Here is a 20,771-nt window from a genome sequence, read left to right as displayed (position 1 = left end):
GCATGCTCAAGAAAACCCTTTTCACGCTGCAACTGCTGCTCACGCTGCTGATGTGCGCGTTCCTGCTGATTCCGGTCGGGATGTCGATTCTCGCCGGCCTGTCGGTGAACTATTTCCGTGGTCCGTCCGCCGGCCTCACGTTCAAGTGGGTGATTCAGGTCTGGCAGGACTATCACGACGCGATTCTGAATTCGCTCTACGTCGGCGCCGCCACGCTGGTGCTCGTCGCATTGCTTGGTGTACCCGCCGGTTACGTGCTCGCCCGCTGGCAGAGCCGTTTCGCGCGCTGGATCGAAGAACTGCTCACGCTGCCCATCGCGCTGCCGGGGCTGGCGAGTGCGCTGGCGCTGATCAGCGTGTATGGCGGCATGCGCGGCTTTCGCGAAAGCCTGGCGTTCATCATCGTCGGCCACGTGATCTTCACGCTGCCGTTCATGGTGCGCGCCGTGGCGGCTGCCTGCGCCGACTCGCGCATCAAGCTGATGGAGGAGGGCGCCGCGAGTCTCGGTGCGAGCTTCCTGCGACGCTTCATGACCGTGGTGCTGCCCAACATCCGAAGCGAGATCGTGGCCGCTGCGCTCATCGTCGTGACGCTCTCGCTCGGCGAATTCAACCTCACGTGGATGTTGCACACGCCCGACACCAAGACGCTGCCGGTTGGGCTGGCCGACGCTTACGCGTCGCTGCGTCTGGAGATCGGCAGTGCCTACACGGCGGTGTTCTTCGTATTGATCGTGCCGTTGCTCATCGTCATGCAGATGACGGCGCAACGCGCGAAAGTTCGCAACGCGCGCGGGCGCACCTGAGAGCCGCTGAGTGCCGCTGATTTAGCGATTGCGCCGCGCGCACACCGAATGCCAAGGATTTGACGATGAAACTGACTTCCATCCCCATTCACCTCGAACGCTGTGCCAAGACGTTTCACGGCAACACCGTTCTGCAACCGCTCGATCTGACGATCGGCGCGGGCGAGACGCTGGTGCTGCTCGGCCCGTCGGGTTGCGGCAAGACCACGACGCTGCGCATGATCGCGGGCCTTGAGCGCCCGGACGCCGGCGGTCGCGTTCGCTTCGGCGACGAAGACGTCACGCGTCTGCCGATCGAAAAGCGTCGTGTCGGCATGGTCTTCCAGAACTACGCCCTGTTTCCGAACTTCACCGTGCGCGGCAACGTCGCGTACGGCCTCAAGTTGCGCGGCCTGCCCTCGGCGCAGATCGACAAGCGTGTGGACGAGTTGCTCGATCTGGTGCACCTCACGCCGTACGCAGACCGCGCCATCGCACAACTCTCCGGCGGTCAGAAGCAGCGTGTGGCGCTGGCCCGCGCGCTCGCGCCGGAGCCGCGTGTGCTGCTGCTCGACGAACCGCTCACGGCGCTGGACGCCAAGTTGCGCGAGACCGTGCGCGCCGATATGGACCGCCTGCTGCGGGGACTCGGCGTGACGACGGTGTACGTCACGCACGATCAGGACGAAGCGATGGCACTGGGCGACCGCATCGTGGTGATGAGCGCCGGCCGTATCGAACAGATCGGCGCGCCGCGCGACATCTACTATCAACCGGCGTCGCGTCACGTAGCGAACTTCGTCGGCACGCTCAATCGGCTGGCCGGTGTGTGGCGCGACGGTCACTTCCATCTGGAAGGCGGTCACCTGGCGTGCCCGAATGTGCGCGCCGACGTCGAAGAGCTGTACTTCCGTCCGGAAGACGCGATCGTGGTGCCTGCGGGCGACGCCGCGCTCACGGGCCAGATCGAGGAAGTGCAGTTCCTTGGTGACCGCACGCGCCTGACGCTCAGCGGCGTGTCTGCCGCCGGCGCGGTGCTGGTCGAAGTTTCCAGCCGCCGCGAGTGCCGCGTCGGCGACAAGGTGGGCCTGTCGCTGCCCGCCGCCCATGTCTTTTCGCTTCACGGATAATTCGCTCATGCTGTTCGCGCAAATCAGCGACCTTCACATCAAACGCCCCGGCAAGCTGGCCTATCGTCGTGTCGATACCGCCGCCTATCTCGAACGCTGCGTGGCGCGTCTCAATACGCTGGAACCGCGTCCCGACTTCGTGGTGCTCACGGGCGATCTCGTCGATTTCGGCGCGCGCGAGGAGTACGAGCACCTGCGACGTCTGCTCACGCCGCTGCAAATCCCGTACTACCTCGTCATCGGCAATCACGACGGACGCGACGCCTTGCGAGAGGTGTTCCCGGAGCATACGTACCTCGGCAAGCCGGGCAACTTCGTTCAGTACACGGCGATGTTCGGGCCGATGCGACTCGTCGCGCTCGATACGCAGGATCCGCCCAATGGCGGCGGCAAGTTGTGCGACGAGCGTCTCGACTGGCTCGAAGCGACGCTGGCCAGCGATACCGGAACGCCGACGGTGATTGCGATGCACCATCCGCCGTTTGCGTGCGGCATCGAGCATATGGACATTCAGGCGCTCGATCCGGCGGCGGCCGTCAAGCTGGCCGCCATCGTGAAGCGTTTCGACAACGTGGAGCGGGTGATCTGCGGTCACGTGCATCGTCCGATTCACACGCGCTTCGCGGGCACCGTGGCGAGCGTGTGTCCGTCGCCTGCGCATCAGGTCGCCCTCGATCTGCGTGAGGGCGGGCCGTCCGCCTGGGTGCTCGATCCTCCCGCGTTCCAGTTGCATCGGTTCACGCCGCAGACGGGTCTCGTCTCCCATCTGGCGTTTGTCGACGATGCGGGCGGCTCGCATCCGTTCTACGACGCTACCGGTGCGCTGATCGACTGATCGGCGAATCCTGTTCGTGGCGCTGACGGTTGCATCAGCCATACGGAACGCGCAGACAGCACAAGGCCCCCGAGGGTGACTCGGGGGCCTTGTGCGTTTACCAGGACCGGCGAGATTACAGCAGGTGATCCAGTGCGTCCGGGCCGAAGACTTCGCGATGCATGCGCTCGGCGGGTACGCCCGCGTCGCGCAGCGCGCGCCATTGCGTTTGCATGAACGGCGACGGGCCGCACATCAGGTAGTCGGCATCGGCGGGCAGGGTGAGACGCGAGAGGTCCATGCGTCCGGCAAACGTGTAATCCACGCCCTCACGCTCGGTCGGCAGCGGCGTTTCGAAGAACGTTGCCACGCGCAGATGCGGCAACTGCGTCTTTGCGAACGCCAGTTGCCGGCGCAGGGCGACGTGCGAGCCGTTGCGGCCTGCGTGTGCGAACAGAATTTCGCGACGCGACCCTTGGGCTGCCAAGGCGGCCACCATCGACACCATCGGTGTGATCCCCACGCCCGCGCTGAGCAGGACGAGCGGGCGTGTGTCGTGCAGCGGCAGCGTGAACTCGCCATATGCGGGGCTGACCCGCAGACGGTCGCCTGCCTTCACGTTGGCATGCAACCAGTTCGATACCTGACCAGCGGGCTTCGCATCGCCCGCGTCTTCGCGCTTGACGGTGATGCGCCAGTGCGGGGCTTCGGGGGCGTCGGAGAGGCTGTACTGGCGGCGCTGTTGCAGACCGTCCGGCAGTGTGACACAGACACTCACATACTGACCCGGCACGAACTCGCCCGGCGAGCCACCCTCGGGCGTGCGCAGGTAGTACGACACGACATGTTCGGTTTCGCGGTCAACGTCGGTCACGATCAGCTCGCGCAGCGTGCCTAACGGCGCGCGGGATTTCTCGGACAGACGCGCTTCCGCCGCGATCAACTCGCCAGCCAGCAACCAGTAAGCTTCGTCCCAGGCGGCGATCAGCTCGGGCGTGGCGGCATCACCCAGCACATCCTTGATGGCGCCGAGCAGATGACGTCCGACGATCGGGTAGTGCGCGGGCGTGATGCCAACCGACACGTGCTTGTGGACGATGCGTTCGAGCACCGGTGTGAGGGCCGCGGCGTTGTCGATGTTCGCGGCGTACGCGAACACGGCCGAGGCAAGCGATTGCTGTTGTGCGCCGCTCGCCTGATTGCCCATGTTGAACAGATTGCGCAGCTCGGGATGCGCCTCGAACATGCTCGCGTAGAAGTGACGCGTGATCGCGAGACCGTGTTCGCGCAGGACCGGAACGCTGGCGTCGATGTACGGGCGGGAAGCGGCGGAAAGCATGGCAAGACTCCTGAATTTATAAGATGCAAACAAAATGCATCTTTTTGGTCGTACTTGTGGGTGTTTCTCGAGCCCCGTGGCATCTCGTTACGAGAGATTCACGGCGCGGCATTCGGTCGCCGGTCCCCCAAGGCTCAAATCACGACAACAACATTCAGGGGGCCGGCGGAGTGATTATAAGATGTAAATAAAATGCATGTTATAGGTCTGCGGCGGAATGTCGCAAGGGGTTCGTGGCGGTCAGTGAGGTCGCGGGCGTCTGCCGGTCTTGCCGGTCCTGTCGGTCTTGATGGCTGGCGCGGCCTGCGCGGCTGGCGAGCAGCGTTGCGCGCAGAAGCGGATTGCGACGGTTCTCGACCGTCTGTGCGGAGCGTTTGCGCGTTTGTGCGACGAAAGACAGCCCGGCGCGCAGGAAGCGGGTACGTTCGGACGTCAGCGAGGTGATCGCCGAATGCCCCGCGTTGTTACAGACGGTCGGATCGCCGCCATAGCGCAGTGCCGTATTGAGCATGTAATCCGCGTAGATGGCGTCGCCCGGATGACGTGTGGCGACGGCCAGGAAGTGCATCAGCGTATTGCCTTCGAACTGGGGCGCGTTGCAGTCCGGCGTCAGCGCGAGCAACACTTCGGCCGCACCGCAGTACCCGCGCAATGCAAGCCACAGGATGGGCGGGGAGCCGTCCTGATGCGACTGGGCGATATCGACGCCTTGTTGCTTGAGTGTTGCGGCCAGCAAAAGCAGCGAAGCATGCGGCAGTAGCGGATCTTGCCCGGCATCGCAGAGCCGCTTGGCTTCGGCCATGAGTGCAGCGCTGACGGTGGGCAACGTTCCGTTCATTTCCTCGGCCGACTTCGGTCTCGGATTGGCGATGACGTGCAAGGCCCTCTCGCGTGCCTGGAGGTTCATCTTCTGGCTTAGTCGAACGTATTGCGAGAGGCTGTCCGGAAGCAGTGAGATGGCCTTGATGCCCGAATCATTGGGCAGGTCGGGATCGCCGCCGTAACGCAGGGCGAGAATGAAGAGGAAGAAGGCCGTGAATGAATAGCCCGTGTGCTGTGTGGCCGAAGCAAGCTGATGCATCAGCGTGTTTCCGCCCCGGTTGGCCGTAGCGGTGTTGCATGTCGCGCCCAGTCCGAGCAGGACCTCGGCGGCAGCACAGTAACCATTGAGCGCGAGCAGCATGATCGGCGGCGAGCCGCTGTGGGACGGCGCGGTGAGGCTGGCGCCGAGGGCATGGAGTGTCTTGCCAAGGCGGTAAAGCGATTCATGGGCAACGAGCAAATCGTGCCCCTGCGCGTGAAGGCGGTCGGCCTGCGCCGCCATGGCCGATGCGATGAGCGGCACGCCGCTTGCCGTCACCTGATTGGGGTTCGCGCCGAACTTCAGCAACGATGGCAACCATTGCCAGGCGACGTGGCCGCACAGGTGCGAGAGCGGTAACTGAACGTCGCCGGGCATCTCGGAGCTGGGCACGTCGTTGGTGGTGTCCCGTCCGCAGGCGATCAGTACGCGCAAGGCCCGGGCGATGGCTGGCGGTGGTTCCGGGGCAAAGCTGCCGTTCATGATCGCATCGACGAAGAGGGTCGGGTACGCGGATGGGGATGCGGCATATCGCAACCAGAGCTGGAGTCCCTCATCGCACATCAGTAGCGTGGCGTCTTCGGGGGCGAGTCGCGCGTATCGGGAGCGGTCGATGAAGATGCCGGCATTGTCCAGATCGGAGAGCGTACGACGCCGCTCGGGCGTGCTGAACAGCGATGCCATTGAAAAGGCCAGGCCCGCGGCATCCGCCGGATTGGCGATTAGACAGCTGTCACGTAGCTCACGGCCTGCGACGGTTGCGAGACTCATCAGCGTGTCCCAGGTGGTTTGCGATGAGCAGCGCCCGTCCCGATGCGCGGCGAGAAGGTCGTCGAGCGCGATGTCGGATAGGCGGATCTGCGTGAGGGACGCCTCGACGCGCAGCCCCGTGGCGCACGGCGCGATGGGCGGGGCGAAGCCTGACGCAGGCGTCGGGGCTGGGAGCGGGGCAGGAGCCAATGGTGTTAACACGGTCAGGGGCATGGAAGGCATGAAGGCGCGGGCGGTAGTCGCCGGGAAAAAGGTGCTTGAGGCTTGAGGTGTGCGGCGGGCGGTGAGCGCGCCGCCGCGAGGGGGCATGTCCGTCATGAGCATGACGGTGCGCAGCGGCCCAGCGACGTGGTGGCCATCGTGGCGTGGCGTCTGGCGCGCTGCGACAGGCGCGCAGACTCAGCAGAGCGCCTTGATTCGCCGGAAGGCCGTTGCACGCACGGTGCCGAGAAACGCATCGTCGACGCGCGCATCAAGCGGTAGCGACGCCGGCAACCATTCCCGCGCCGTATGTCCATTGCCGTTCACACGGGTGAGGTCGCCGCCGTACCGCGATGCGACGATCAGCATGTAATGCGCAAGCCTGGCGTTGTCGCTGTGCGTGGGGTCATCTTGCAGACGCGCCGCATGGGTGAGGTGGTGCATCAGCGTATTGCCGTGGGCATCGGCTGCGTTCGGATCGGCGCCTGACGCGAGCAGTGCTTCGGCGGCACCGCATAGCCCATGGAACGTGAGTAGTGCGACGGCGGGCACGCCACGCCGATTCGGCGCCATCAGATCGCCGCCATGCCGTTTGAGCAGGTTGGCCAGCGCGTGCAGCGACGCATGGGCGTGCATGATGTCCTGCCCTCCGTTATGCAGACGCAGTGCTTCGGCGCGCATGGCTGCGACAGTCAGTGGCATGCCGCGCTGGTTACGTTGATTGGCATTGGCTCCGATGTCGAGCAGGCGAGCGAGCCAGTGTGGCGCGACCTGGCTGCATAGATGGACGAGCGGGTTGAGCGGGGCGGTTTCCGCCATGATGGACGGGGCGGCGTCGGTGCGATCGCGTGCACTTGCCACCAGAACCCGAAGAATCTTGTCGATGCGCGTGTGGTCGTTAGCGCAGGCTGTGCCGAAGATGTCGGCGCCGTCGAAGACATTCAGATAGCCGGTGGGCGTGGCGGCGTAGCGCAGCCAGAGTCCGAGGCCTTCGTTGCTCCGTAATAGCGCTGTGTGGTCGGGGCGCAAGCTTCTGGCGGGATCGGGGGCGAGAAAGATGCCCGCGTCGGACAGTCGATCCAGTGTGCGATCGCTCTCCGGCATGGTCAGCAACGTCACCATCTCGAGAAACAATGGGCCGTTGCGCGACGCCCGATCGCAGGCGTCTCGCAATTCCCGGCCTGCACAGGTTTGCGCGTTGACAAGCGTGTTCCACATGTCCTGCGGGCGGTAGAACGGCGTGCGTTGGACGTCGAGCAATTCACTTAAAGGCATGGCGGTCAGATGTGCGCTGTCGGCCATCTGGGTCGACGCGGCTGACCCTTCGCTGGTGCTGTGGGCGCAGGTGGTGATGGGCGGGGATCCGGGCATGATGGTTAGGCGCCAGGTGGCGCGTTGCGTTGGAAAGGCCGAATGGTTGCGCATTCGCCAACGCCGCGTTTTGGCATTCACCCCCTGAAGCTATCGAGCACGGACCTGCCATCGGCAGCGATCCGCGAACTACAATGCGATATTCATGAATCATCGCTATGTTTTTGGTATGCCGGAGAAAACCCATTCCCCCGCTGCGCCCGTGACCGAATCGTCAACGGCATCGATGCAGACGCAGGACAACGAGGCCGTGATCGCCGCGACGCGCCACTGGCTCACGCGCGCCGTGATCGGACTGAACCTTTGTCCGTTTGCGAAGGCGGTACACGTCAAGGATCAGATTCGTTACGTGGTGAGTGCTGCGCGGGACATGGAGGGGGCGCTACTCGATCTGGAGAGCGAGTTGCAGTGGCTGTCGCAGGCCGATCCGCTGGTCGTCGACACAACGCTGCTGATTCTGCCTGACGCCTTGCTCGACTTTCATGAGTACAACGACGCGCTGTTTTTCGCCGAACGCCTGCTCAAGCAGTTGCATCTCGAAGGCGAACTCCAGATTGCGAGCTTCCATCCGGACTATCAGTTCGAAGGCACGGCGCCGGACGACGTCGAGAACTTCACGAACCGCTCCCCGTATCCGATCCTGCATCTGCTGCGTGAGGCGAGTCTCGACCGCGCTGTGGAGGCTTTCCCCGAAGCCGAGACGATCTACGAACGCAATGAAGCGCTGATGCGCAAGATGGGCGCTGCGGGGTACCACGCGTGGATGGCGCAGCCCGCGGAGGACGAGGACGGCGCGAACGATAACGCCATCGGCGACGACGCGAATGACGCGAACGACGGCAAGCGGTGACGAAGGATCAGGCGAGACCGGGCAAGGGGATAGGATAGTTTCAGGCGAGTGATGCACCGAAGCGGGCATCGCTCCCATTCCAGGAGAAGGGGAGGCAAGCCGACCCGGCAGCACGGGCGAGAATGCGATACCTCTTCCCGGAACCGAATTCCCGGACGACAAAAACAAAAAAGCCGCACGACAGATTCGGGCGGCTTTTTTGCTGACTGCTTAGGACTTCGTCTTGCTTGCATCACCAGGGACTCTGACGAGTCGCTGGTGCCGGAGAGAGGAATCGAACCCCCGACCTTCTCATTACGAATGAGCTGCTCTACCGACTGAGCTACTCCGGCGCTGCGAAGAAGTGAGATATTAGCAGGTTTTCCGGATTTGTCACTACCTTTTTTCAAGATTTTTTGTGATGCTTGCGTGCATCACGCGTAAATCATTGAAATTCCAGAGATCCTGCGCTTTCGTCGTCGCACGAATTTTTCGCCCTGAAAGCGATGCTACGACGACGACCTTCCCGACTTACTTCGCGCCGGCTTCGAGGTGATAGCCGGTCACGCGTTCGACTTCGTTCTTCGAGCCGAGGAACACCGCCACGCGCTCATGCAACTTCTGCGGCTGGATGTCCAGAATGCGCTGCGTGCCGTTCGTGGCGGCGCCGCCGGCCTGCTCCACGAGGAAGCTCATCGGGTTGGCTTCGTACATGATGCGCAGCTTGCCCGGCTTGTCCGGATCGCGCTTGTCTGCCGGGTACATGAACACGCCGCCGCGCGTCAGAATGCGATGCACGTCTGCCACCATCGACGCAATCCAGCGCATGTTGAAGTCCTTGCCGCGCACGCCTTCCTTGCCTTGCAGCAGCTCGCCGATGTAACGCTGCACCGGCGGATACCAGTGGCGCTCGTTCGACATGTTGATCGCGAATTCCTTGGTGTCTTCCGGAATGCGCATGCCTTCCTGCGTGAGCACCCACGATCCCATTTCGCGGTCCAGCGTGAAGCAGTTCACGCCATGTCCCGTCGTGAGCACGAGCACCGTTTGCGGACCGTACACCGCATAACCGGCCGCGACCTGTTGCGTACCCGGTTGCAGGAAGTCCTTTTCGGTCGGATCCGTCACGCCGTCCGGGCAACGCAGCACCGAGAAGATCGTGCCGATCGACACGTTCACGTCGATGTTCGATGAGCCATCGAGCGGATCGAACATCAGCAGGTATTCGCCCTGCGGGTAGCGGTTCGGAATGTGGAAGACATCTTCCATCTCTTCCGATGCCATGGCCGCCAGATGGCCGCCCCATTCGTTCGCTTCGAGCATGATCTCGTTCGAGATCACGTCGAGCTTCTTCTGCACTTCGCCCTGCACGTTTTCGCTGCCGGCGCTGCCCAGCACGCCGCCGAGCGCGCCCTTGGACACAGCGTGGCTGATGGACTTGCACGCGCGTGCGACGACTTCGATCAGCAGACGCAATTCGGCGGGAATGTTGTTGTATTCCCGCTGCTGTTCGATGAGATATTGGGTAAGGGTCTTGCGCCGCATGTGGGCCTCCGGAAAAGCGTACCGATTCGAGATGGACGCAATTTTACTCGTAAAGCGACACTGCCCCCGCGAAAAATCCTTGGGGGCAGTGCAGTATCGGACGGGCGCGGTGCGTATCTCGGAAATATCCGAGACCGTAGCCGCGCGGGACGATCAGTCGAGTCCGTCGAACAGCGCGTCGTCCGGACCGATGTGCGACGGCGAGCGCCATGCGGCGTCACGCATGCTGTGCTGGACTTGCTTGTCCACGCCGAGCAGGATCGCGAAGATCGCCATACGCACCGGAATGCCGTTGTCCGTCTGACGGAAGATCGCCAGGCGCGGATCGTGATTCAGATCGGTCGACAGATCGTTCGCACCCGGACGGCTGTCGCGCGGCAGCGGGTGCATGATGATGGTGCGGCTGTCGCAGTACTGGTTGATCAGCGCTTCGTTGATCTGGAAGTCCGGCGTGTAGCCCTCGATCGCTTCGTCGGCGAAGCGCTCTTTCTGGATGCGCGTCGCGTAGACCACGTCGGTGCCGGCCAGATCGGCGAGCGAATTGCTCTGCACGATCACGTGGCCGTTCTGCGAAATCTGATCGAGAATGTACGTCGGCATTTCCAGCGACGGCGGCGAGATCAGCGTGAACTTCAGGCCGCGATACAGCGCGAGCAGCTTGATCAGCGAGTGCACCGTGCGGCCGTAGCGCAGGTCGCCGACCATCGCCACATGTGCACCGTCGACCAGCTTGCCCAGACGCGAGAACTCGCGGCCGATCGTGTACAGATCGAGAATGGCCTGGCTCGGGTGTTCGCCCGGGCCGTCGCCGCCGTTGATGACGGGGATGTTCGTGGCGCGAGCGAATTCGGCGACCGACCCCTTTTCCGGGTGGCGCACGACGAGCGCGTCGACATAGCCGCTCATCACGCGGCTCGTGTCGTAGATCGATTCGCCCTTGGCCATCGACGAGAACGTGAAGCCGGTCGTGTCGCACACCGAGCCGCCGAGGCGGCAGAAGGCGGAGCCGAAGCTCACGCGGGTGCGGGTGCTGGCTTCGAAGAACAGATTGCCGAGCACGGCGCCTTCGAGCACGCGGGAAATCTTCTGACGGCGCGCGATCGGTTGCATGATGTCGGCGACGTGGAACAATTCTTCGAGCGAGTCACGCGAGAATTGGTCGACGGAGATCAGGTGCGGCTTGCCGTCGAGGCCCATGCGTTCGCGCAACGGCTTGTGTGCGCTTTGCGTAGATTCTGCGGACGGCGCTTCGCGACCGAGGATTTCGCCGACGAATTTCTCCACGATGCTCGGCATCGTGCGATATTCGCTCGAATCTTCCGGCAGCAGCCAGGTGTCGAGGGCGCGCCGGCGAACGCCGATGCGCTCGGCGAAGGTGTCGCGGGTCATGTTCAGGCGACGCATCGCGTCGCGCAGGAAAGTCTGCTGTGCACTCATGGTCGGGTCGGCAGGTCTGTGTACGCGATGCGTATAATAGGCGTCGATTCGTTGTTTGTCCAGCAAAAGACGTGCCCCTCGCGGGGCCGCGCCAGCCGGGCGTTTCCGGCATTTCCGGTGTATTGCCGTACGGGTATGGAAAACCTTCTCCGCAAGCTTGACCTCACTTCTTTGCGTCTTTTCGTGGCTGTCTGCCAGGAGCGGAGCATGGCGCGCGCCGCCGAGCGCGAATTCATCGCGCCGTCGGCCATCAGCCGTCGCATTGCCGACATCGAAGCCATCGTCGGACTCCCGCTCATCCAGCGTCATCAGCGCGGCATTACCGTCACGCCGGTCGGCGAGACGGTGCGCCGCTATGCCGAACTTATTTTAGGCACGATCGAATCGCTGGGCGCCGAGTTGTCCCAATTCCACGAGGGTGCCCGTGGCAGCGTGCGGATTGCGGCGAACCTGTCGGCCATCGTGCAGTTCCTGCCGGAGGATCTGGCCGCCTTCGGGCGGGTGTTCTCGGCCGTGGATGTCGAACTCGACGAGCAGCACAGCAACGAAGTGCTCCAGCGCGTGGCCGAGCGGGCTGTGGATGTGGGCATCTGCAACACCGTCGAAGGGATCGAAGCCTTTACGATGGTGCCGTACCGTCGTGACCGGCTTGCGGTGATTCTGCCCGCAGGGCATCCGCTGGCCGCGCGCACCGGCGAGATTCCGTTCTCGGCCTGTGTCGGGGAGACGCTGGTGGGCCTTCAGGGCAATAGTGCGCTTACGCAGATGTTGCGGCAGCAGGCGAGCGCAGCGGGAGAACAGTTGCGCATCAAGATTCGCGTGTCCAGTCTCGACGCCCTGTGCCGCATGGCCCATGCCGGGCTGGGCATCGCCATCGCGCCCGAGCAGGTCGGGCAGTTGTATGTCGGCAAGCTCGATATCGTCGTGCGTCCGCTCACCGACGAGTGGGCGCACCGGCAACTGTGGCTCGTCTTCCCTTCGCGCGAGCAACTGAGTGCGACGGCGTCTGCGGTCGTGAATTTCCTCGCCCAGGGACAACAAGGACAGCAGGGACAGCAAGGTCAGGCACACGGCGCGCCCGACGCTCCCCGCGCGCCTGCCTCGCCTCGTCCGGCCGACGGCTGAGCCATCCCCGCGTGCCTGCCTCGCCTCGTCCGGCCGACGGCTGAGCCGTCCCCGCGCGCGGGCGGCGCACGGCAACGTCCTGAGCGCGTGCCTCGCGCACATGCCTTCACGTCCGCCCTTCGCAATCGATCACGCCCGGCTTGCCGAGACGGCACGGCAGGGCGATGACGCGGCCGCTATGCTGTCTTCCGGAGGTAATGCCGCATGGAAGACACCATTCGTTTCGACGGCCGCGTGCTGTTTCTGTCCGACGACCCGGCCATCGTGCGCCGTCAGTTGTCGGGCGAGTCCATCGCGCGCGCGCAAGCCGGTGCGCTGCGCGACAACGTTTCGACGGATGAAATCACGCCGGTGACCGTCATGCTCACGTATGACGAGCGACTTGGCCGCTACCCCTACGTTGGTTTCAAAGCGGGAAACGAGATGCCCATCGGCGAGCACGATGTGCGTCGCGGTGGCTTTCAGGTCACCGTAGCGGGCAAGCGATACGGCAAGGGATCGTCGCGTGAATCGAGCCCGCTCGCGGAGTTGTCGGCGGGCATCCGGCTGATCGTCGCCGAGAGCTTCGAGCGCATCTATCAGCAGAACTGCGACAACATCGGCATTCTGACGACGACCGACTTCGGCGTTCTCGACCGTATTCTTGCCGGCGAGTCCATTCCGATCACCGAATTCCTCAAGGGGCGCGACGCCCTCACGCAGCAAATCATCCGCAGCGGTGGTCTGCTCGCCTACAGCAAGTTCGCCGAGTGGCCTGCACCGTTGGCCCCTGTCGAGCCAGCCGATGCCACGCCCCGTACGCTCGTCGAGAAGATCATGGCGCGGCGTCTGCATCCGGCCACGCCGGGCACAGCGCATGGCGACGGTGTATTCCTGCGTGTCGACTGGCGCTTCTCGCACGATTACTTCACCGGGATGTGCGCCCATCTGATGCATCGCGCGTTCGGCGAGCCGGCGGCGCTGCATGACCCCGCCCGCATCATCGCGTTTCAGGACCATCTGGTGCTCGCGGCGCAGAGCTTTCCGCACGTCTCGCAAGGCTTGTTGCCGGGCGTGGCCAATCTGACGAGCGGCCATCGCGAATTCGTCGCGCGCTATCCCGTGCTGGCGCATGGGCAACTGGCGCAGGACGGTGAGCCGGACGCGGCCGGTGCCGACGGCATCTGCCACGCACTGATGGCCGAGCGCTATGCGTTACCCGGGCAGATCGTGATCGGCACCGATTCGCACACGCCGCATGCGGGCGCGCTGGGCTGCCTCGCGTTCGGCGCGGGCGCCACGGACATCGCGAACAGTTGGGTGACGGGCTACGTGCGCTGCAAGGTGCCGCAGACGCTGCGCATCGAGATCGACGGGCGGCTCGCGCCGGGCGTCACCGCCAAGGACGTCGTGCTGCATCTGCTACGTCTCGACGCGATTCGCAGCGGCGACGCCATCGGCCTCGTCTTCGAATATGCAGGCAGCGCCGTGCGGGCCATGTCGGTCGACGAGCGCGCCACGCTGACCAATATGGTGGCGGAGTTGGGCGGCTTCACCGGCATCGTCGAACCCGACGAGAAGACGGTGGCGTTCCTCAAGGCGCGGCGCGGCATCGATTTCGCGCTGGAACCGTGGATGACGAGCGACCCCGGCGCGCGCTATCGCGACGTGATTCGCATCGACGCTGCGTCGCTCACGCCCATGCTGGCGCGTCCCGGCGATCCGGGCAACGGCGTTGCGCTCGCGGAGCTCGACGCGCCGGTGGCCATCGATATTGCCTACGGCGGTTCCTGCACGGCGGGCAAGCGCGACGACTTCGACGCCTATCACGACGTGCTCGCCTGGGGCGTCGCGAAGGGCCTTCGGGTCGCGCAGGGCCGCTCGCTGTTCCTGCAATTCGGCACGATGGACGTGCATGCCTACTGCGAGGCGCAGGGGTATCTGAAGACGTTCGAGGCGGCGGGCGTCACGCTCATCTCGCCGGGATGCGGCGCATGCGCGAACTGCGGGCCGGGACAATCGACGTCGGCCGATCAGGTCACGATCAGCGCCATCAACCGCAATTTCCCCGGACGCTCGGGCCCGGGCAGTGTGTGGCTCGCGAGTCCTTACACGGTCGCGGCGAGCGCGCTTGCCGGGCGCATCGTCAGCTTCGATGAATTGAAGGCGACGGTGGCGTCGTAGCGCAGCATCGGGTTTCGACAGGCGCGACGCATGCCGCCGGTCCCGTGCAATCCGTGAGGATGTGCTGCCGGTCGCGAGTGTTGTGGCGCACTGTGCTGTTGTTGGTGAACATCGCAATTTTTCGTAGTACGTGGCAAAGGTGACTGGCGCGGCGCTATTCGTGGCACAATTTCGGCCTCGCGCCTGTCGATTCATGGTGTATCCGACGTCCGGAGAGACGTCGGTCAGTGAGCAGTTCGGCCATGACCGAACAGGCCCGGAGACGATTTTCATGCCATCCCCCGACGTATCGATGCCTTCCATGCCCCACGCCGCGCAAGCAACGACTGCGGCCACCCGCCTCACCGCAGGCGACATTTCCGCCCGACTCGACCGATTGCCCCCCACCCGCACTGTCTGGAAGCTGGTGGTGTTGCTCAGTCTCGGTTTCTTCTTCGAACTCTACGATCTGCTCTATACCGGCTACATTGCGCCGGGCCTCGTGAAGAGCGGCATTCTGACGCCCACGACGCCGGGCCTGTTCGGCACCACCGGCGTGGCGAGTTTCATCGCTGCGCTATTCTCGGGGCTGTTCATCGGCACCATCGCGTGCGGTTTTCTCGCCGATCGCTTCGGACGCCGCGCCGTGTTCACTGGCTCGCTGCTCTGGTACACGGTCGCCAACGTCATCATGGCGTTTCAGGAGACGGCCACGGGCGTGAACTTCTGGCGCTTCGTCGTGGGGCTGGGCATCGGTGTCGAACTCGTGACGATCGGCACGTACATTGCCGAACTCGTCCCGAAGCAGATTCGCGGCCGTGCGTTCGCGTGCGAGCAGGCGGTCGGCTTCACGGCGGTGCCGGTTGTCGCGTTGCTCTCGTACTGGCTCGTACCTCGTGAGTTGTTCGGTCTGGAAGGTTGGCGCTGGGTCGTGCTCATCGGTGCACACGGCGCCGTGTTCGTCTGGTGGATTCGCCGCGCGTTGCCGGAAAGCCCGCGCTGGCTCGCCCAGAAGGGGCGTCTCGACGAAGCCGAGCGCGTACTCTCGGCGCTCGAAGCGCGTGTCGAGCGCGAATACGGCAAGCCGCTGCCGCCGCCGGGCGTGCCTGAGCCGGTCGCACCGAAGGGCGCGTTTCGCGACATGTGGGTGCCGCCGTATCGCAAGCGCGCGATCATGATGATTCTCTTCAACATCTTCCAGACGGTGGGCTTTTACGGCTTCGCCAACTGGGTGCCGACGCTGCTCATCAAGCAAGGCATCACGGTGACGACGAGTCTCGCCTATTCGAGCGTGATTGCGCTCGCGGCGCCGGTCGGGCCGCTGATCGGGCTGTGGATGGCCGACAAGGTCGAGCGCAAGCACGCCATCGTGTGGACGGCCGGTATCGGCATCGTGTGCGGGATGGTGTTCTCGCAAGTCACCTCGTCGGTCCTGTTGATTGCGATGGGCATCGGTCTCACGCTCGCGAACAACATCATGTCGTACAGCTATCACGCCTATCAGACGGAACTGTTCCCCACGGGCATTCGTGCGCGCGCGGTGGGCTTCGTCTATTCGTGGAGCCGCTTCTCGGCCATCTTCACGGCGTTTCTGATTGCATCGGTCTTGCGCAATTTCGGCGTGACGGGCGTGTTCGCCTTCATCTCGTGCGCCATGCTGATCGTGATGCTCTCCATCGGTCTGATGGGGCCGCGCACCCGGGATATCGCGCTCGAGAAGATTTCGCAATAGTTGGTTAAGCTGGAGACTTGCGAAAGCTTTCGAGGGCTTTCGAGCCCTCCCGGAGATTCCCATCATGGCGGACTTGCAGACCGAAGCGGCCTATGAGGCCAATGCCCGGCGTTACGGTGAGGAGTGGCTCAACCAGCCGCCGCCCGACGATATGTACGCATTGCTCGTGCGGCATTTCGTCCCGGGCGGGCGGACCATCGATGTGGGATGCGGTAACGGGCGCGACGCCGCGTGGCTTTCGCAAGAGGGGTTCGACGTCACCGGTTACGACGCATCGCCCGCACTGGTGGCACTGGCGTGCGAATCCTTCCCGTGGGTGACGTTTCACCTCGACCGCTTGCCGATGCTCGATACCGTGATGGCGCAGTTCGACAACGTGCTGTGCGAGACGGTGCTGATGCATCTGCCCGCCGACGAAGTCGCACAGGCCGCCGACCGCCTCTGGACGCTCGTGCGCCCGGGCGGCGTGCTGTACGTGTCGTGGCGCGTGACCGAGGGTGCCGATCATCGGCACGAAGATGGTCGTCTCTACAGCGCCTTCGAGCCAGCCGTCGTGCGCGCCGCGTTGCATGACGGTATCGTGTTGCACGAAGAAGACGTCACAAGTGCCAGCTCTGGCAAGCGCGTGTGCCGGATCATCGTGCGACGGCCTGCCTGACGAGCGCTGCCCGGTCGACGTCATTCACCATCCCGGGCCAGACCGGGCGGGCGCGGACGGCTGAATCATTCCCCGATACTGACACGCATCGGCGGCGCTTTTCATCATGGACGCAGAATTCGGGACGGCGCACCTGTCAGGGTTGACAGGTGCGCAAATGCATTTGGTTGACTAGACTCCGCTGCAAATAGCACGCACACGATCAATCACAAGCAAGCGGCGTGCCTTATGCGAGTTGCGATGCAGTGGTGGGAGCATTGGCAAGGCGGGAAAGCGCGCTCGCGGCAACGACTCAGGTTTGTAGAGCAGAAGTCGGGAGGTAGCGCATGGAAGAGTTTGTTCTACTTTCGCGCGGTGATCTCGTGCCGCCAGTTTCCGTCGACACTCGTTATCCACGCGTCACGATCGATGAGCAGGGCGCACCGGAACGCGGGGCGTTGCATTACGACGGGTGTATGCGCGCGTGGTGCTACGACGGCGAGGAGAAGAAGCGTTTTCTGCCCGTCGACGTCAAGCTCGAAGCGATCGACGGCTCACCGTTCTGGTGGAGCGTGCGCGGGGAAGTCCGTTCGCCCGTCGCGTCTCATGCCGCCTTCGACGAGGCGCTGCGCCTGACATTTCGCTCCAGTCTGCTCAACGGGACTTACGAGGTGGAGAGTCCGCCGGATGCGCGCGTCATGATGATCTATCAACTGACGTTTCGCGATCCGCCGAACTATCCGGGGCAGGACGTGCACCTGACCATCAGTGCCATGAGCGGGAAGGTCACGCTGTGCAACGATCCTGTGAATCACCTGATGGCAGGGGCGTTCGACGAGGTTGTCATTCCGGTGCCGGCGCTACGGCCGTTGATTGGCGTCGGGCCGCGCTGGCCCTACAAGCTTTACGTCAGATGCGGATACTTCGAAGTCATGCAGCCGTGACGATGGGTGTCGTCACGGCTGCATGACCCGCTCTCCGGAAAGCGGCGGGTCTGACGATCTGCGATCAGGCGAGCGCCTTCTCGACGATCTCGCGCACGTCCTTCGACAGTGCCGTGTGCTTCGCCACTTGCTCCAGCGCTTCACGCATGCGCTCGCGCAGCGCCGGCGTGTACTTGCGCCAGCGGTCGAGCACGCGTGCCAGACGCGCCGCGACTTGCGGGTTGAGCGCGTCGAGCGTGAGGACCTGCTCGGCCCAGAACTGGTAACCCGAGCCGTCTGCCGCGTGGAACTGCGCCGGATTGCCGCTACAGAAGCTGAAAATCAGCGAGCGCGCGCGATTCGGATTCTTCAGCGTGAATGCCGGATGACGCATCAGCGCGCGTACCGCATCGATCACGCAATGGCTGCCGTCACCGCGTTGCATCGCTTGCAGGGCAAACCACTTGTCGATGGCGAGCGGCTCGTTCTCGAAGCGCTGATAGAAGTCGACCAGGGCATCGGCAGCATGATTCTGACCGTGCGCCGCATCGCCTTCACGCGCTGCGCCGCCACGCTGCACGAGCGCCGTGAGCGCTGCGAAACGGTCGGTCATGTTGTCGGCGGTGTCGTATTGCGTATGCGCGGTTTGCGCGATACCGGCGTCCGACAACTCCATCAGGTACGACAGGGCGAGGTTCTTTAGCGCCCGCTCGCCGCTCGATGCGGCGTCCGGCTGGTACGGGCCCGGCACGCGATGGTTGTGATACGCCGCGAGCCACTCGGTGTGCAACGACGCCGCCAGACGCTGGCGCAGATACTGACGTGCGGCATGAATCGCCGCCGGGTCGATCTCCGTCATCTGTTCGCCGAGATATGACTCGGCGGGCAGCGTGAGCGCCTGCGCACGGAAGGCCGGATCGAGCGTTTCGTCACGCAGCACTTGCCGGAAAGCTTCGAGCACGTAGCTGTCCACGCTCGGCAACTGGCCCATCTGAATCGATTCGACGAGCGCGAGCAACTGACGCGTGGCCAGTCGCTGACCCGCCTCCCAGCGGTTGAACGGGTCGCTGTCGTGCGCCATCAGGAAGGCGAGTTCGTCGATGGTGTATTCGTGTTCGACGATGACCGGTGCCGAGAAGCCGCGCAGCAGCGAGGGCATGGGCGAGTGTTCCACGTCGACGAAGGTGAAGCTCTGACGCTCCTGCGTGAAGTCGAGCACGCGCGTGGTCGACGCCGGTGCATCGGCGGCTTCGCCTTGCAGGCGCAGCACCATGTCGCGGCCGTCGCGATCGAGCAGGCCGACGGCGAACGGAATATGGAACGGTTGCTTGACGAGCGTTTCGTCCTGCAATTCGACGCCGACCTTCGGGCAGCGCTGCGTGAGCGTGAGCGTGTAGGTGCGCGCCGATTCGTCGTAGGCGGCGTCGACCGTCACACGCGGGGTGCCGGCCTGGCTGTACCAGCGGCCAAACTGCGTGAGGTCGCGACCGTTGGCGTCTGCCATGGCGGCGCGGAAGTCGTCGCAGGTCACGGCCTGACCGTCATGGCGCTCGAAATACAGGTCCATGCCGCGACGGAAGCCATCCCGGCCGAGCAGCGTCTGATACATGCGCACGACTTCGGCGCCTTTCTCGTAGACGGTGACGGTATAGAAGTTGTTGATTTCGACGTAGCTCTCGGGGCGCACCGGATGCGCCATCGGACCGGCGTCTTCAGGGAACTGCGCCTGACGCAGCACGCGCACGTCGTCGATGCGCTTGACGGCGCGACCCGACTCGGAGCCCATCATGTCGGCGGAGAATTCCTGATCACGGAACACCGTCAGGCCTTCCTTCAGGCTCAACTGGAACCAGTCGCGGCAGGTCACGCGGTTGCCGGTCCAGTTGTGGAAGTACTCGTGGCCCACGACCGCTTCGATGTTGCCGAAGTCGTCGTCGGTGGCCGTGGCGGCATCCGCCAGCACGTACTTCGTGTTGAAGATGTTCAGACCCTTGTTCTCCATCGCGCCCATGTTGAAGTCGCTCACGGCGACGATCATGAAGCGATCGAGATCGAGCACGCGGCCGAAGCGCTCCTCGTCCCAGCGGATCGAGTTGATGAGCGAGTGCATGGCATGCTCGGTCTTCTCCAGATCCTGCGGCTGCACCCACACCTGAAGCAGCTTCTCGCGGCCGTCGCCGGCCACGATGCGTTCTTCACGGCACACCAGACGGCCCGCAACGAGCGCGAACAGATAGCTGGGCTTCTTGAACGGGTCGTCCCATACGGCGAAATGGCGACCGTCGGGCAGGTCGCCCTTGTCGATCAGATTGCCGTTGGCCAGCAGCACCGGATACGCTTCGCGCTCGGCGCGCAGCGTGACGGTGTACGTCGCCATGACATCGGGGCGATCGAGGAAGTAGGTGATCTTGCGAAAGCCTTCGGCCTCGCACTGGGTGAAGAAGTTGCCGCCGGAGACGTACAGCCCCATGAGCGACGTGTTCTCCTGCGGGCGGCAGCGGGTCACGAGCGTGAGCTCGAACGCTTGCGGCGGCGCCTGCACAGTGAGCGTCTCGTCGCCGGTGCGGTAGCCGGACCACGGCTTGCCGTCGATTTCGAGGCTGACCAGTTGCAGCCCTTGCCCCACGAGTTCAAGGTCGCCGCCTGCACCGACCGGGTTGCGGTGCAAGCGCAATCGGCTGGTCACGGTGGTCACATCGGGGGCGAGATCGAAGTCGAGTTGGACGGTGTCGATTAGATACGCTGGCGGCGTATAGTCGGAACGTTGGATGACACCTGCGAGGTCGGTTCTGAGCATGGACGGTAATGTGCGGACGGCCAAGGATTCACAAATTGTAACGGAGTGGCGCAACCTTGGCGTCCAAGCCGCAAATTTGCTGAATTTTCGTTCAACGCTTCCGTCAAATGAC

At 64.0% G+C, this 20,771-nt stretch carries 15 protein-coding genes and 1 tRNA gene; 9 read left to right on the top strand and 7 right to left on the bottom strand.

All coding sequences use genetic code 11. The features are described 5' to 3' along the window. Positions 1–2: 2 nt before the first annotated feature. From C5N93_RS10625 to C5N93_RS10615, 3 genes are all read left to right on the top strand, one after another. The gene (locus C5N93_RS10625; RefSeq protein ID WP_069344761.1) at positions 3–806 is read left to right on the top strand and encodes an ABC transporter permease subunit; all 804 of its coding nucleotides are present in this window, start codon (positions 3–5) and stop codon (positions 804–806) included. A gap of 65 nt (positions 807–871) precedes the next feature. After that, entirely contained in the window at positions 872–1,915 is a 1,044-nt protein-coding gene (locus C5N93_RS10620; RefSeq protein WP_242559238.1) for an ABC transporter ATP-binding protein, read from the top strand. Between the two features lie 7 nt (positions 1,916–1,922). Beyond that, entirely contained in the window at positions 1,923–2,750 is an 828-nt protein-coding gene (locus C5N93_RS10615) for a phosphodiesterase (protein ID WP_242559237.1), read from the top strand. A 115-nt stretch (positions 2,751–2,865) separates the two neighbouring features. Here the strand turns inward: C5N93_RS10615 and C5N93_RS10610 are convergent, their stop codons facing one another. The 3 genes from C5N93_RS10610 to C5N93_RS10600 form a co-directional block, all read right to left on the bottom strand. After that, a complete protein-coding gene (locus C5N93_RS10610) occupies positions 2,866–4,068 on the bottom strand; it encodes a globin domain-containing protein (RefSeq protein ID WP_242559236.1) in 1,203 nt (400 codons plus the stop codon). 199 nt (positions 4,069–4,267) lie between these two features. Further along, positions 4,268–5,920 carry a hypothetical protein gene (locus C5N93_RS10605; RefSeq protein ID WP_242559235.1) on the bottom strand — a complete coding sequence of 551 codons (1,653 nt, stop codon included), beginning with the start codon at positions 5,918–5,920 and terminating at the stop codon, positions 4,268–4,270. A 399-nt stretch (positions 5,921–6,319) separates the two neighbouring features. Continuing rightward, positions 6,320–7,492: a hypothetical protein gene (locus tag C5N93_RS10600; RefSeq protein WP_242559234.1), complete on the bottom strand. Its 1,173-nt coding sequence runs from the start codon at positions 7,490–7,492 to the stop codon at positions 6,320–6,322. A 226-nt stretch (positions 7,493–7,718) separates the two neighbouring features. Between C5N93_RS10600 and C5N93_RS10595 the strand changes: the two genes are divergently transcribed. Continuing rightward, the gene (locus C5N93_RS10595; protein WP_242559434.1) at positions 7,719–8,342 is read left to right on the top strand and encodes a DUF1415 domain-containing protein; all 624 of its coding nucleotides are present in this window, start codon (positions 7,719–7,721) and stop codon (positions 8,340–8,342) included. Between the two features lie 256 nt (positions 8,343–8,598). Here the strand turns inward: C5N93_RS10595 and C5N93_RS10590 are convergent. The 3 genes from C5N93_RS10590 to C5N93_RS10580 all read right to left on the bottom strand — a co-directional run bounded on the left by C5N93_RS10590 (position 8,599) and on the right by C5N93_RS10580 (position 11,303). After that, positions 8,599–8,674: transfer RNA gene (locus tag C5N93_RS10590), tRNA-Thr, on the bottom strand. Positions 8,675–8,852: 178 nt separating this feature from the next. Next, positions 8,853–9,866 carry a class 1 fructose-bisphosphatase gene (locus C5N93_RS10585; RefSeq protein WP_150721186.1) on the bottom strand — a complete coding sequence of 338 codons (1,014 nt, stop codon included), beginning with the start codon at positions 9,864–9,866 and terminating at the stop codon, positions 8,853–8,855. Positions 9,867–10,019: 153 nt separating this feature from the next. Then, the gene (locus C5N93_RS10580) at positions 10,020–11,303 is read right to left on the bottom strand and encodes an aspartate carbamoyltransferase (RefSeq protein WP_242559233.1); all 1,284 of its coding nucleotides are present in this window, start codon (positions 11,301–11,303) and stop codon (positions 10,020–10,022) included. A 135-nt stretch (positions 11,304–11,438) separates the two neighbouring features. Between C5N93_RS10580 and C5N93_RS10575 the strand changes: the two genes are divergently transcribed. The 5 genes from C5N93_RS10575 to C5N93_RS10555 all read left to right on the top strand — a co-directional run bounded on the left by C5N93_RS10575 (position 11,439) and on the right by C5N93_RS10555 (position 17,883). Beyond that, a complete protein-coding gene (locus C5N93_RS10575) occupies positions 11,439–12,428 on the top strand; it encodes a LysR family transcriptional regulator (protein WP_242559232.1) in 990 nt (329 codons plus the stop codon). 204 nt (positions 12,429–12,632) lie between these two features. Then, complete coding sequence (locus C5N93_RS10570) at positions 12,633–14,591, top strand: aconitase family protein (RefSeq protein ID WP_242559231.1); 1,959 nt, start codon at positions 12,633–12,635, stop codon at positions 14,589–14,591. A gap of 292 nt (positions 14,592–14,883) precedes the next feature. Continuing rightward, positions 14,884–16,302, top strand: a complete 1,419-nt coding sequence (locus tag C5N93_RS10565; RefSeq protein ID WP_242559433.1) for an MFS transporter — start codon at positions 14,884–14,886, stop codon at positions 16,300–16,302. A 64-nt stretch (positions 16,303–16,366) separates the two neighbouring features. Continuing rightward, positions 16,367–16,960: a class I SAM-dependent methyltransferase gene (locus C5N93_RS10560; RefSeq protein ID WP_242559230.1), complete on the top strand. Its 594-nt coding sequence runs from the start codon at positions 16,367–16,369 to the stop codon at positions 16,958–16,960. Between the two features lie 326 nt (positions 16,961–17,286). Beyond that, complete coding sequence (locus tag C5N93_RS10555; RefSeq protein ID WP_242559229.1) at positions 17,287–17,883, top strand: hypothetical protein; 597 nt, start codon at positions 17,287–17,289, stop codon at positions 17,881–17,883. A gap of 64 nt (positions 17,884–17,947) precedes the next feature. Here the strand turns inward: C5N93_RS10555 and pepN are convergent, their stop codons facing one another. Beyond that, positions 17,948–20,659 (bottom strand): aminopeptidase N, encoded by a 2,712-nt coding sequence (gene pepN, locus C5N93_RS10550; RefSeq protein ID WP_242559228.1) that lies wholly within the window; start codon positions 20,657–20,659, stop codon positions 17,948–17,950. Positions 20,660–20,771: the final 112 nt, after the last annotated feature.

Source organism: Pandoraea sp. LA3 (assembly GCF_022696215.1).
Classification (GTDB): Bacteria; Pseudomonadota; Gammaproteobacteria; order Burkholderiales; family Burkholderiaceae; genus Pandoraea; species Pandoraea capi.
This window is presented reverse-complemented; position numbering and strand designations above follow the sequence as displayed.